General features: G+C 63.2%; 9 protein-coding genes. 3 read left to right on the forward strand and 6 right to left on the reverse strand.

Features of this window, described 5'->3' with window-relative positions; genetic code table 11:
- Window positions 1-22 precede the first annotated feature (22 nt).
- A complete protein-coding gene (gene putA / locus C2L64_RS17870) occupies window positions 23-3,973 on the reverse strand; it encodes a trifunctional transcriptional regulator/proline dehydrogenase/L-glutamate gamma-semialdehyde dehydrogenase (protein ID WP_079483752.1) in 3,951 nt (1,316 codons plus the stop codon).
- A 259-nt stretch (window positions 3,974-4,232) separates the two neighbouring features.
- Between putA and C2L64_RS53275 the strand changes: the two genes are divergently transcribed.
- Window positions 4,233-4,439 (forward strand): hypothetical protein, encoded by a 207-nt coding sequence (locus C2L64_RS53275; RefSeq protein ID WP_007581627.1) that lies wholly within the window; start codon window positions 4,233-4,235, stop codon window positions 4,437-4,439.
- A gap of 55 nt (window positions 4,440-4,494) precedes the next feature.
- On the opposite strand, the gene C2L64_RS17875 is transcribed toward C2L64_RS53275, so the two are convergent.
- The 4 genes from C2L64_RS17875 to hemE form a co-directional block, all read right to left on the reverse strand.
- On the reverse strand, window positions 4,495-4,731 hold the full coding sequence (locus C2L64_RS17875) for a hypothetical protein (protein WP_007581629.1): 237 nt from the start codon (window positions 4,729-4,731) through the stop codon (window positions 4,495-4,497).
- Complete coding sequence (locus C2L64_RS17880) at window positions 4,728-6,152, reverse strand: YeiH family protein (protein ID WP_090834686.1); 1,425 nt, start codon at window positions 6,150-6,152, stop codon at window positions 4,728-4,730. The genes C2L64_RS17875 and C2L64_RS17880 overlap by 4 nt, the downstream gene beginning before the upstream one ends.
- Before the next feature lie 186 nt (window positions 6,153-6,338).
- The gene (locus tag C2L64_RS17885; RefSeq protein ID WP_090834688.1) at window positions 6,339-8,597 is read right to left on the reverse strand and encodes a primosomal protein N'; all 2,259 of its coding nucleotides are present in this window, start codon (window positions 8,595-8,597) and stop codon (window positions 6,339-6,341) included.
- A 442-nt stretch (window positions 8,598-9,039) separates the two neighbouring features.
- Window positions 9,040-10,143, reverse strand: coding sequence for a uroporphyrinogen decarboxylase (gene hemE, locus C2L64_RS17890; RefSeq protein WP_007748976.1), 1,104 nt, complete (start codon window positions 10,141-10,143; stop codon window positions 9,040-9,042).
- A 172-nt stretch (window positions 10,144-10,315) separates the two neighbouring features.
- On the opposite strand from hemE, the gene C2L64_RS17895 reads away from it, so the two are divergent.
- Both C2L64_RS17895 and C2L64_RS53280 read left to right on the forward strand, forming a co-directional pair.
- Window positions 10,316-11,098 carry a transporter substrate-binding domain-containing protein gene (locus C2L64_RS17895; RefSeq protein ID WP_090834690.1) on the forward strand — a complete coding sequence of 261 codons (783 nt, stop codon included), beginning with the start codon at window positions 10,316-10,318 and terminating at the stop codon, window positions 11,096-11,098.
- Window positions 11,099-11,187: 89 nt separating this feature from the next.
- Window positions 11,188-11,502 (forward strand): hypothetical protein, encoded by a 315-nt coding sequence (locus C2L64_RS53280; protein ID WP_158660525.1) that lies wholly within the window; start codon window positions 11,188-11,190, stop codon window positions 11,500-11,502.
- 387 nt (window positions 11,503-11,889) lie between these two features.
- Here C2L64_RS53280 and C2L64_RS17905 read toward each other — a convergent pair whose 3' ends face one another.
- The gene (locus C2L64_RS17905; RefSeq protein WP_090834693.1) at window positions 11,890-13,620 is read right to left on the reverse strand and encodes an AMP-binding protein; all 1,731 of its coding nucleotides are present in this window, start codon (window positions 13,618-13,620) and stop codon (window positions 11,890-11,892) included.
- Window positions 13,621-13,722 lie beyond the last annotated feature (102 nt).

Genomic DNA, 13,722 nt, shown 5'->3' on the forward strand with positions numbered 1-13,722 from the left:
GAATCGATCAAGCAAGGTTCGCTCAGCCGATCGTCATCAAATTCGCATTACCGCCTGCTGCTGCCGTATTCACGCTCACCGAACGCTCCGTCAACAGACGTTCGAGTGCGTAATCCTCATCGCCGCTTTCCAGCGCCCGCGCCGCAACGCCCTGCACCGACACGATCGGGCCCGCGCGCTTCGCGATGTCCTTCACGAGCGTCAGCAGCTCGTCGCTGTCGCCTTCGAAGAGCGCGGCATCGAACGATGTTTCCGCGTTCTTCTTCACGCTCGCGTACTGCTTGAGCGGCGCCGGCAGCGCAGCATACAGCTGCTCGCCCGCCGCGCCTTCGAACAGCGCCTTGTTGCCCGTCGCCAGCGCCGCCGCGAACTGCACGCGCGCGCCGCTTGCCGTCGACGCGACACACAGCACCGTACCGCGCGCGCCGAGTGTGTACGTGTTGCGCTCGCCCGTCGGACCGGACAGCACGGCCGTTGCGCCCGCCGGAATGTTTGCCAGATAGCCATCGCAACGCGCGGCCAGTACGGGCTCGCGTTCCGCGATCAGCCAGTCGCGCAGTGTTGTCAGCGCTGCGGCAGGATTATCGCTTGCCGCGTTGCCGTTTTGCGCACCGTTCGATGCAGCTTGCGAACCGTCAACCATCAGCGTTTGCGCGAGCGACTTCGGCAAACCAGCGGGACGCGTCGCGAGCAGACGTTGCAGATACAGCGCGCCGCCCGCCTTCGGACCCGTGCCCGACAACCCTTCGCCGCCGAACGGCTGCACGCCGACCACGGCACCGATCACGTTACGGTTCACGTAGATGTTGCCCACGTGTGCGCGGCTGATCACATGCGCGATCGTTTCATCGATACGCGTATGGATGCCGAGTGTCAGGCCATAACCCGTTGCGCGGATCTGCTCGAGCAGTTTGTCGAGCGCGCTGCGGCGATAACGCACCACGTGCAGCACCGGACCAAACACTTCACGCTTCAATTCGTCGATGCTGTCGAGTTCGATCAGCGTCGGCGGAACAAACGTGCCGGCTGCGCAGCCGTCCGGCATTGCCAATTGCGTAACCTTGCGGCCCTTCTCGCGCATCCCGGCGATGTGCGCGTCGATACCGCGCTTCGCGTCCGCATCGATCACGGGACCCACATCGGCCGACAAGCGATCCGGGTTGCCAACCGCCAGTTCCTTCATCGCGCCCGTCAGCATTTCGAGCGTGCGATCCGCGACGTCGTCCTGCAGACAGAGAACGCGCAGCGCCGAACAACGTTGACCGGCCGAATCGAACGACGACTGCAGCACGTCCGCAACCACCTGTTCCGCGAGCGCCGACGAATCGACGATCATCGCGTTCTGACCGCCCGTTTCGGCGATCAGCGGAATCGGCTTGCCTTCGGGGTCGAGACGGTTCGACAGCGTCTTGTTGATCAGACGCGCGACTTCCGTCGAGCCGGTGAACATCACGGCACGCGTGCGTGCATCGGCGACCAGAGCGGCGCCGACCGTTTCACCGTCGCCCGGCAGCAGTTGCACAGCGCCTGCCGGCACGCCGGCTTCGCGCAGAATGCGCACGGCTTGCGCGGCGATCAGCGGCGTCTGTTCAGCAGGCTTCGCGAGCACCGTGTTGCCTGCTGCGAGCGCAGCCGCAACCTGACCCATGAAGATCGCCAGCGGGAAATTCCACGGGCTGATACACACCACGGGACCGAGCGGACGATGCGTGTCGTTCGAAAATTCGTCGCGAATCTGCGTCGAGTAGTAGCGCAGGAAGTCGATGGCTTCGCGGATTTCGGCGACGGCGTTCGGCAGCGACTTGCCCGCTTCGCGCACGACGAGACCCATCAGCGTATGCATCTGCGCTTCGAGCAGATCGGCGGCACGCGCGAGGCAATCGGCGCGCGCTTCGACGGGCGTCGCCTGCCAGATCGGCGCGGCAGCGACGGCGTGCGAGAGCGCAGCGCTCACATGTTCCGGCGTCGCTTCGACAACCGTGCCGACAAGGTCGCGATGATCCGACGGATTGCGCACGTCGCGTGCATTGCCGACGGCGATTTCGTTGTCTTCGAGCATCGGCGCGGCGCGCCACGGATGATGCGCGCTCGCCAGCAACGCCGACGACAGCGACGCGAGACGATGTTCGTTCGACAGATCGAGGCCCATCGAGTTGGTACGCTCCGCACCGAAAAGATTGCGCGGCAGCGGAATCTTCGCGTGCGGCGCGCCGAGCGGCACGACCTTCGAGGCTTCTTCGACTGGATCGGCAACGAGGTCCTTGATCGCCACGCTTTCATCGGCGATACGGTTCACGAACGACGTATTCGCGCCGTTTTCCAGCAAGCGGCGCACGAGATACGCGAGCAGCGTTTCATGCGTGCCGACGGGCGCATACACACGGCACGGCCGGTTCAGCTTGTCGCGGCCCGTGACTTCTTCGTACAGCGGCTCACCCATGCCGTGCAGGCACTGGAACTCGTACTGGCCGGGATAGTAGTTCTGACCCGCGAGGTGATAGATCGCGGACAGCGTGTGCGCGTTGTGCGTCGCGAACTGCGGATAGACGGCATCCGGCGCGCCGAGCAGCTTCTTCGCGCACGCGACATACGACACGTCCGTATAGATCTTGCGCGTGTACACCGGATAGCCTTCGAGACCATCCACCTGCGCGCGCTTGATTTCCGTATCCCAGTACGCGCCCTTTACGAGACGCACCATGATGCGGTGACGGCTGCGGCGTGCCAGATCGACGATGTAGTCGATCACGAACGGGCAGCGCTTCTGGTACGCCTGCACGACGAAGCCGATGCCGTTCCAGCCTTGCAGCTCAGGATCGAAGCACAGCGCTTCGAGCAGATCGAGCGAGATTTCCAAGCGGTCCGCTTCTTCAGCGTCGATGTTCAGGCCGATGTCGTAGCGGCGCGCGAGGATCGCCAGCGCGCGCACGCGCGGCAGCAGCTCGCTCATCGTGCGTTCCTGCTGCGAACGCGAATAGCGCGGATGCAGCGCGGACAGCTTGATCGAAATGCCGGGGCCTTCGTAGATGCCACGGCCGCCTGCCGCCTTGCCGATCGCGTGGATCGCCTGTTCGTACGACGCGTAGTAGCGCTGTGCGTCGGCTTCCGTCGTCGCGGCTTCGCCGAGCATGTCGTACGAGTAGCGGAATCCGCGCGCTTCGAACTTGCGGCTGTTCGCCAGCGCTTCCGAGATGTTTTCGCCCGTGACGAACTGCTCGCCCATCAGGCGCATCGCCATGTCGACGCCCTTGCGGATCAGCGGCTCGCCGCCCTTGCCGATCATGCGCGTGAGCGCCGACGACAGACCCGTTTCGCTATTCGTCGTCACCAGCTTGCCGGTGATCATCAGGCCCCAAGTCGCCGCGTTCACGAACAGCGACGGCGCATGACCGACGTGCGAACGCCAGTCGCCCTTGCTGATCTTGTCGCGGATCAGCGCATCGCGCGTGGCGCGATCGGGAATGCGCAGCAGCGCTTCGGCGAGGCACATCAGCGCGACGCCTTCCTGGCTCGACAGCGAGAACTCGTGGATCAGCCCTTCGACGCCGCCGCCCTTGCTTTTGCCGCGCAGCGTTTCGACGAGCTTGCCCGCCAGGGTCTGCACGTCGCTCGCGATATTCGCGGGCAGGCGCGCCTGGCCGAGCAGGAACGGCACGCACTCCGGTTCGGGACGGCGATACGCCGCCGTGATCGCCGCGCGCAGCACCGACTGCGGCTGCACGCTCTGCGCGAATTCGAGGAACGGATGCAGCCCGTCGCTATCGTCGGAATCGGCGGCGCCTTCGACCAGTTCGGTTGCGTTATGGTGGCCCGACAGTTCGGCGGGAAGTTGACCGTGTTCGATCTTCTCCAGGTACGCGAAGATCGCCTGCTTGATCAGCCAGTGCGGGGTGCGTTCGAGACGCGTGGCGGCATCTTTCAGCCGGGTACGCAACAGATCGTCGACTTTGACGCCAAGAGTGGTGCTCGCCATGGTTCCTTCTTTATGCGCCGGGCGGACGCCGGCCAAAGACTTAAGAGTTGGCCGAATCGTACCCCTCTCAATAAAAAGGTGCAACCAGTGGCGAGAAACGGTTGCACCCTTTAGTAACGCCCGTCACACAAGGGTTTGCGGCCGGTGTGCACCGTCTGGATGCACGCGGTTGCGCTCGGTGTTTTCCCTGGATCGGTTTATTTTCAGGCAACCCTTATCGAAACGAAAATCGCGCCGTTATACCGGTCATGAATGCGCAATGACGCACGGTACGGGGTTCGAAGTCTCGCTATACGGGGTGACCAAAATGGAAAAATGGCTGGTAGTGACCGGGGTCTGGATGATGTTCGCGACGTGCATGGTGCTGTTCATCCGCGGCGCGACGGGTGTGTCGCGCCGCGAACTGGTGCCCATTGAAGTGCGCGACGACGAGCGCGACGCGCAGCCGAAGTCGATTCGCGGCTAAGCGTTTCGAGGTGCGAGGCGCGCTGCAAATACGCGCCTCGATGACGCGGATGCCGTCAGCGCATCCGCGCGAATCGGCGGCAGCTGTCGAGCGGCGCGACGAGCTGGTCGTGAACCAGACACAGGCGGCTGTCGGCGACACTGGCGCCGAAGCCCGACCCGAATACAGCGAGGCCCGGAATGCTCTGCTCAAGCGAATGCCGATCCTCGGCGCGAAACCGGCAATCCGCGCAGCACGGCCGGCGCTCGCCGGGCTGCGCGTCGATAGCGTCGTCGAGGACGGGCGCGCTCACGAGCCCTGCCCCAAGCTATTCCAATACGGTGCGAACACGTGCGCGGACAGCGCGTAGCCGATGGCGATATTGACGGCGACGCCAACCGTGAACGCGATGAACGGCTTGATGCCCGTGGCCGCCAGTGAGCGAACGCGCGTCGTCAGTCCGATGCTGAAGAAGCAGAGGATGAACGCCCATGTGCGCAGCGCGGTAATCGGCGCGACGAATTCCGGCGTCACCACCTTGCGGTAGTCGGCGAGCGAGTAGTGGCTCGCGATCCACGTGACGAGCGCCGACGCAATCACGAAACCGATCACGAACTTCGGAAAGCGCGCCCAGATTTCGCGCGCGTCGGCCTTTGCGGTTACGCCGCTTTCGCTGGACTCCCAGCGCGTCGTCGCGACGATCGCGAGCAGGAACGCCCAGATGCCGATCCAGATGTCGCGGCCAACCACCTTCATCAGCGTGAACGCCTGAAGCGACGCTTCGGGCGATCCCGCGATCGCGCCGCCCGCATGCTTCGCGAAGTCCCCGTACGCCTGGGCGGCGGCAATGCCCGCGGCGTCGGCGAATTCCGAAGTGCCGATCCATGCGCCCGCGACGGCCGTCGACAGTCCGAGCGAGCGCGAGGCGAACGGCAGCACGAAGATCATCACGATCGCCCACAGGATCACCAGCGTGATCGCCACCGACGCATGCTCGCGTTTCGCGCGGACCGCGCCCGCAATCGCGATCGCCGCCGACACGCCGCATACCGCACCGCCGACGCCGAGCACCGCGGCGAACCGCTTGTCCAGGCCGAGCGCCTTCGCGGCGAAGAAGATCACGAAGAACGTGACGAGGGAAACGATCGTCGCCTGTCCGACGGCAACCGGGCCCGCCCAGACGAGCAGCGTGAACGGCAGCGTCGCGCCGAGCAGCACGATCCCCACCTTGATGTAAAACTCGACGCGCAATCCCGCCGAAAACCATTCGGGCAGACGGAACACATTCGAGATCAGCAAGCCAAGCGCGAGCGCGACGAGCGGCGGCTCCAGGTTGTACTTCGACGCATTGGCCCACGCGCCGACTTCGAAAATCAGCACCGACACGGCGAACAGGATCGCGAACGACGCCAGGAAGTGTGCGATGCGCTGCTTGAGCACGCTCAGGCTGACGCCGAACAGCACGGCAAACACGGCGAACAGCGCGATGTAGTTCGGCAGATGCTTGACCAGGTCTTGTCCGGCCGCGCCGGGGTCGGTCCATTTCGCGGGCGCCGTCGCAAGCCACTTGATGCTGCTGCCCGACGCAAACAGCGCCCACGCAACCACGATCACCAGCAGGCCGACCCATACGGCCCACCAGTCTTCCGTCGAAAAAAGTCCGCCGCAGCCTGTCGTGCTTGCCCGTCGCGAAGGCTGTGCGCCCGCCGGCAAGGTGTGTCTTGTATCGCTCATCGTTGTGCCCCGATCAAAGTTGGCGGCGCACGCGCTATCGATTGTTGTGATTCATGCGCCGATCCGGCGAAATATAGTCGAGCGATGTCGCGAAACGAAACGACCTTTCGTTTTATCGATATGACTTAAATGGATTTACGGGCAGATACGCGCGGTTTGACGACAAACGGCTTACAGTCCGGCTCGCTAGATGTCGAGCGGGTCGACTTCGATGCTCCAGCGCAGCACGCCTTTCAGTGTGCGCAACACGGGTTGCCAGGCACGTAGCGTCGTCTGCAACGCCGCCCGCGACGCGCTTTCAATCAGCAATTGCGCGCGATGCACGTGCATCACCTTGACGATGGTGAGCGGCACGGCGTCGTAGACGGTCACGCGGCTGGCAGCGGGAATGTCGGTCAGCACGGCCGCCGCCTGTTGCAGGAACGTCAGCGCGGCGTCCAGTGTGCGGCCTTCGGCGCGCAGCATCGCCTGATAGACGAACGGCGGCAGATGCGCGTCGCGCCGTTCGGCCAGCGTCGAATTGGCGAAGCCGACGTAATCGTGGCGAGCCAGCGCGTGATACAGCGCATGACGCGGATAGCGCGTTTGCACCAGCACCTCGCCTGGCAGACCGGCGCGGCCCGCCCGGCCGCTCACCTGCATCAGTTGCGCGAAAAGGCGCTCGCTCGCGCGGAAGTCGTGGGAAAACAGCGCTGTGTCGGCGTTCAGCACGCCCACCAGCGACACCCGGCGAAAATCGTGGCCCTTCGCGATCATCTGCGTGCCGACGAGAATATCCACCTCGCCCGCGTGCACGTCCGAAAACAACGCCTGCGCGCTGCCCTTGCGCCGCGTGCTGTCGGCATCGATGCGCAGCACGCGCGCGCCCGGCACCGCGCCGGCGAGCGCTTCTTCGATACGCTGCGTTCCGCGTCCGAGCGGCGCGATATCGACATTGCCGCATTCCGGACACGAGCGCGGAATGCGCGATTCCCAGCCGCAGTGGTGGCAGCGCAGTGCGCGCTCCGGCTTGTGCAGCACGACGTAGGCACTGCATCGCGGGCAGCCCGCGACCCATCCGCATGCGTCGCACGCCAGCTGCGGCGCGTAGCCGCGACGGTTGAGGAACACGAGACTCTGTTCCTTTCGCTCGAGGCGCGCCTTCAGTGCCGCGATCAGCGGCCCCGACAAGCCCTCCACTGAAGCGCGTCCACGCCGCTGCTCGTCTTCCAGGTCGACGAGGTGGACGGTTGGCAGCACTGCGTCAGCGACGGCGCGGCGCGTTAACGTGAGCCGCGTGTAGCGTCCTTGCTCGACCTGCCACCAGCTTTCCAGCGACGGCGTAGCCGAGCCGAGCACGACGGGCACGTCCACTTGCTTCGCTCGCCAGATGGCGAGATCGCGCGCGGAATAGCGCAAGCCTTCCTGCTGCTTGTACGCCGGGTCGTGCTCCTCGTCGACGACGATGATGGCCAGATGCGGCAGCGACGCCAGCACGGCGAGCCGCGTGCCCAGTACGATGCGCGCCCGCCCGGTGTGCGCGGCAAACCAGTTGCGGGCGCGCTCGCCCTCGGCAAGACCGCTGTGCAGCGTGACGATTTCGGTATCGTCCATCGACGCGAAGCGCGCGCGGAACGCAGCCTCGAATTGCGGCGTCAGATTGATCTCGGGCACGAGGACGAGCGCCTGCGCCTGCGGATTGGTCGCCAGCAGTCCCGCCAGCGCCCGCAAGTAGACCTCCGTCTTGCCGCTGCCCGTCACGCCATGCAACAGGAACGGCGCGAAGGCTTGCGCGTCGCGGATCGCTTCGACGGCGGCGGTTTGCTCGTCTGTGAGCGTCGGCAGCGTCGCGCTGCGCGGAGTGTGATCCCGCGAAAGGCTGTGCGCGGCGGGATCGACCACTTCGAGCGCGACCCAACCTTCGGCTTGCCACGCGTCGAGCGTCGCGGTTGCCTTCGCGTGCAACGCGCGGGCTTCCGCGGCGGGCAGCGTGTCGGCTTCCGCGAGCGCGGCCGCAAGACGGCGCAACGCCGTGGCACGGGCAGGAAGCGCGTCGGGCAACGCGGCGCGCCCTGCGGGCAACAGACGATAGCGCTCCTCGGGAGCGAAAAGCCGCGTCCAGCGCGCCGCATCGCGTAATGCCTGGGGAAGCGCTGGCAGCGCGACTTCACCGATGCCGCGCTGGTAGTAGTCGGCGGCGAACTGCGTGAGTTGCAGCCAATGTTCTGAAAGCGGCGGGCAAGCGGCGCAGACGCTATGGACCGACTTCAGACGGTCGGGGGGCACGTCACTGTGAGCAGTCACTTCCATGACGAGGCCCACAATATGCCGCTTGCCGAACGGCACGCTGACGAGCATGCCCGGCGCCGGCGCCAGTGAGGCGTCACAGCGGTAATCAAAAAGCGTCGGCAGAGGATGATCGAGCGCGACGCGGACGTAGGTGCTCGTCAGATCGACGACCCGCATAGGCACCGTTCGCATGAAAAGTTATTCACAGGCCGAGAGCCGCTGCCGACACACTTAAAGTAAAACTTCAATTTCGGCGCTAAGTTTTGATTTTGCATCGACAATTGCGCCTGATCTCGCCTGCCTGTGGATAACTTTGTTGAGAACTTGGCCCGGATGTCCCGCAAGGGCCGTGGTACGGGCCTCTGTGTGGGATAACGCACATTTGTCTTAGGAACCCGGAAACCCTTGTCGCTCAAGGCCTTCAACAGATTTCCGCGTACTTTTCAAGCCGGCTGCGACGATCGATCCCTCTACTGCGCCGCAGCGTGACAAGTGTGCATAAGTCAAGTCTTGACAACGCTAAGAGGGCCTCGGGGCGGACTTTGGAACGCTATTTTCCCCTCACACCGAGAGCCCATGTCGTTGCATCGCAACAAAAACGTCACAATCCGGATGCCTTTCACGCCTTGGCGTCGCCACCCGCCGACCGGATCGTGCGGCTATGCCGATGCACTTCATCGACCAGTTCGGCGACGTTTTCGGGCGGCGTGAACTGCGAAATACCATGTCCAAGATTGAAGACGTGACCGGGGAAATTACCGAAGCTGTCGAGCACCGCGCGCGCTTCGATGCGGATCGTCGACGGCGGCGCGAACAGCACGGAAGGATCGATGTTGCCCTGTAGCGCCACCTTGCCGCCGACGCGCTCGCGCGCCTTGCCCAGGTTCACCGTCCAGTCGAGCCCGACAGCATCGACGCCCGTCGCGGCGATCTCTTCGAGCCACAAGCCGCCGCCCTTCGTGAAGGTGATAACGGGCACGCGGTTGCCGTCGTGCTCGCGCTTCAACTGACTCACGACCTGCTGGATGTAGTGCAGTGAGAAGCGCTGATAGATGCCGTCGGCGAGCGCCCCGCCCCACGTGTCGAAAATCATCACGGCTTGCGCGCCCGCTTCGATCTGCGCGTTCAGATAGGCCGCAACCGCCTTCGCGTTGACGTCCAGGATGCGATGCATCAGATCGGGACGGGCATACAGCATTGACTTCACGGTCCGGAAATCGTCGGAGCCGCCGCCTTCGACCATATAGCACGCAAGCGTCCACGGGCTGCCCGAGAAGCCGATCAGCGGCACGCGCTGACGGCCTTGCGCGTCGGTGAGCGCGGTGCGGATCTGGCGCACCGCGTCGGTGACGTAACGCAACGTGCTGTCGATATCCGGCACAGCCAGACGCGCGACGTCCTCTTCAGTGCGCACCGGACGCGCGAACTTCGGCCCTTCGCCGACCTGGAAATCGAGGCCGAGACCCATCGCGTCGGGGATGGTCAGGATGTCGGAGAAAAGAATCGCGGCGTCGAGCGGATAGCGTTCGAGCGGCTGCAACGTGACTTCCGTCGCGTAATCGGGATTCTTCGCGAGCCCGAGGAAGCTGCCCGCGCGGCTACGCGTCGCGTTGTACTCCGGCAGATAGCGTCCTGCCTGGCGCATCAGCCAGATCGGCGTGTACTCGGTCGGCTGGCGCAACAACGCGCGCAGGAAAGTGTCGTTGAGGAGGTTGTGGGCCACGGCGCTCGCGACTGAAGGCAAAGAGGCATTTTAACCGCTGAGCGCCCGACGCCGCCTCCGTAATCCTGGCAATTGCTGTTTGTCCTATGCCTTCGGGTCGATGGTCACCGGTAGTTGTGCGGACTATTATCGATTCCGTTGCACCCACATAGATAACGATAAAGGAGACTCGATGAAGAAAGCTACGTTGGCCCTTCTTGGCGCCATCTGCTGCGCCGGCGCGGTCCAGGCGCAAAGTGTCGCACCTGCGGCATCGTCGCGGCTCGATGAGATTCTCGCGCGAGGCACAATGCGGGCGTGCACGACGGGCGACTACAAGCCGTACTCGTTCTATAAACAGGACGGCCAGTTCGAAGGCATCGACATCGACATGGCCGAGTCGCTGGCGAAATCGCTCGGCGTTAAGGCGGAGTTCGTGAAGACGTCGTGGTCGAACCTGATGACCGACTTCGTTGCGAAGTGCGATGTCGCCGTCGGCGGTGTGTCGACGACGCTGGATCGGCAAAAGCGGGCTTTCTTCACGGTCGCGTATCAGGTGGACGGAAAGTCGCCCATCGTGCGTTGCGACGACGTCGAGAAGTACCAGACAGTCGCGCAGATCGACCAATCGACTACCCGCGTAATCTTCAATCCGGGCGGCACCAATGAGCGGTTCGCGAAGCAGTTCTTTCCGCATGCGAACCAGGTCCTCTATCCGGACAATGTGACGATCTTCAAGCAGATTCTGGCCGGCAAGGCGGATGTGATGGTGACGGACGCGTCTGAGACGCTGTTGCAGCAAAAGCTCAATCCCGGTTTGTGCGCGGTACATCCTGACAAACCGTTCCAGTATGGAGAAAAGGCATGGCTGGTGCCGCGTGGCGATGTGGTGTTTCAGCAGTATGTCGACCAGTGGTTGCACCTCGCTCGCGCGTCGGGGGAATACCAGTCGATATCCGACAAGTGGCTGAAATAACGCCGAGATTGTGACGGCCGGGGCAGTCGCACTTACCGATTGGTACATGCGGCTGCCTGAAGATCGCTCTGGCGTATTTGAGTCCTCGCGTGATCGCTGACAAGTCCCGTCAGGACGGTCGGTTATTGCTGTACCGCAGCATTTTTGACGCTGTATGGCAAACGGCAGTTTTAAACAAGTACCCGCGTGATCCGTATGAGCATTCGACTTTGGAGCCTTGCGCGGGCGGGCCGGACGAACGGCGAACCGCTGAAAACGGGATAGCGCAGCGCAGTATCCGATTTGAACGGTCGGGCGAAAGGCGGCGCAATGGCCTCGAAAGGTATCGGCAATATTTGCCGAACAGGCGTTTCGATATCGCAAAAAATCCCGCAACGCCTTATCTGACGGGCGTTACAACCTGAAACACTTTGTTACCGCGCGAGCCGGGTAATTCGCCCACAATGCCTTTCACGGGTTCAGCACGGATGCGGCCGGGTAGTAGTGTCTTTGAACACAGCTTCCTGACCGGTCGACGGACAAGCGTCGAAGCTCTTCAAAGGGGCATCTCTGCTGGAATCGTGATCGGCGTCGATCGCGCCGAGTAGTCGGTTCCTCCAATGGTCTCCTCGCGCTAACCCCGTAGCGTGTGGTTTTTAGCGGGCTCCAGGCCCGCTTTTTTTTTGCCCTGCCAAACGTTTGCGCGCCATCAAGCTTCTGTGCGCGAGCGGGCACTTTCCCCTCAAAGCGAAACGCCGTGTGCCCTGCACACGGCGTTTCGCTTTTCTGCTTCGGGATGCAACTTCGCTACGTCAGGCGGTCTTGTCTTCTTTCAAACGAAGCTCGTCGATCATCCGTTCGCGCATCACGAACTTCTGAACCTTGCCGGTCACCGTCATCGGAAGCTCGTCGACAAAGCGGATGTACTTCGGGATCTTGTAGTGCGCGATCTGGCCGCGGCAAAACTCCTGCACATCCTCGGCCGTAAGATGCTCACCGGCCCGCACGACGATCCACGCGCACACTTCCTCGCCGTACTTCGAATCCGGCACGCCGAACACCTGCGCGCTCTGAATCTTCGGGTGGCGAAACAGAAACTCCTCGATTTCGCGCGGGTAGATGTTCTCGCCGCCGCGAATCAGCATGTCCTTCAGGCGGCCGACGATGTTGCAGTAACCCTCGGCGTCGATCGTCGCCAGGTCACCGGTGTGCATCCAGCCGTCGACAACGCTTTCGCGTGTCTTGGCTTCGTCGCCCCAATAGCCGTCCATTACCGAATAGCCGCGCGTGCACAGCTCGCCCGTTTCGCCCACGGGCACGATATTGCCGAGCGGATCGACTACCTTCACTTCCAGATGCGGCTGAATCCGGCCGACTGTGGTCGTCCGTTTGTCCAAGGGATCGGTCGTCGAGCTCTGGAACGACACGGGACTCGTCTCCGTCATTCCGTAGGCAATCGTGATTTCGGCGAGGTGCATCTGCGACACGACGCGTTTCATCGTTTCGATCGGGCACGGCGAGCCCGCCATGATGCCCGTGCGCAGCCGCGACAGATCGAAAATCGCGAAGTCGGGATGATCCAGTTCAGCAATGAACATGGTCGGCACGCCATGCAGCGCCGTGCACTTCTCCTCGGCGACGGCTTTCAGCGTCGCGCCCGGGTCGAATGCCTCGCCGGGGAACACCATCGCAGCTCCCACCGAAACGCACGCCAGCACCGCGAGCACCATTCCGAAGCAGTGATACAGCGGTACCGGGATGCACAGGGAATCCTGCTCCGTGAGCCGCATCGCCATCGCGATATAGCGTGCGTTATTCACGACGTTCCGGTGCGTCAGCGTCGCGCCTTTCGGATTGCCCGTCGTGCCGCTCGTGAACTGGATATTGATCGGGTCGTTCGCGTCGAGCGTTGCGCCGATTGCGTCGAGTCTTGCGGGATCGAATGCGGTGCGCCCCCGTTCGATGACGTCCGAGAACGTGAGCATGCCGGGCGTCTCGGTGTCGCACATCCGGATCACGATGCGCAAGTCGGGTAGCCGTGCGGCGCGCAGATCTCCGGGCGTGGCCGACGCCAGTTCGGGCGCCAGCTCCTGCAGCATCTGCAGATACATCGACGACTTGAATTTCTCCGCAGAGATAATCGCCTTGCAACCGACCTTGTTCAGCGCGTACTCAAGCTCGGCCAGGCGATAGGCTGGGTTGATATTGACGAGCACTGCGCCGATACGCGCCGTCGCAAATTGCGTCATCAACCACTCGACGCGGTTCGGCGACCAGATGCCAACGCGGTCGCCCTTCTGGATGCCCAGCTCCAGCAATCCCGACGCCAAAATGTCGACTTCTTGCTGAAACTCCTGCCAACACCAACGAATCTCCTGTTCACGAAACACCACAGCCGGCCGCTCGGGGAAGCGCCGTGCCGTATCGACAAGAAACTGTCCGACCGTCGACTCGCTGAGCGGTATGTCAGTCGAACCGCGCACGTATGACAGCCCATCTTTCGGTTCGATGACTGCGCCCAGTCCTGCCGCTTGCGTTGCCATGGTGTTGTCTCCAGAGATGAATCCCAGTATTGGAATGAGTTTGCGACCGATTGTGCCCCGCGGATGATCCGTCCGGCATCAAGTCTTACCCGCAGCTTTCCA

The sequence above is a fragment of the Paraburkholderia hospita genome, assembly GCF_002902965.1.
GTDB lineage: Bacteria > Pseudomonadota > Gammaproteobacteria > Burkholderiales > Burkholderiaceae > Paraburkholderia > Paraburkholderia hospita.

Coding starts and splice junctions, on each gene's coding strand:
- C2L64_RS53275 (WP_007581627.1), top strand. CDS start 4,233: ATGACGCACGGTACGGGGTTCGAAGTCTCGCTATACGGGGTGACCAAA.
- C2L64_RS17895 (WP_090834690.1), top strand. CDS start 10,316: ATGAAGAAAGCTACGTTGGCCCTTCTTGGCGCCATCTGCTGCGCCGGC.
- C2L64_RS17905 (WP_090834693.1), bottom strand. CDS start 13,620: ATGGCAACGCAAGCGGCAGGACTGGGCGCAGTCATCGAACCGAAAGAT.
- putA (WP_079483752.1), bottom strand. CDS start 3,973: ATGGCGAGCACCACTCTTGGCGTCAAAGTCGACGATCTGTTGCGTACC.
- C2L64_RS17885 (WP_090834688.1), bottom strand. CDS start 8,597: ATGCGGGTCGTCGATCTGACGAGCACCTACGTCCGCGTCGCGCTCGAT.
- C2L64_RS17880 (WP_090834686.1), bottom strand. CDS start 6,152: ATGAGCGATACAAGACACACCTTGCCGGCGGGCGCACAGCCTTCGCGA.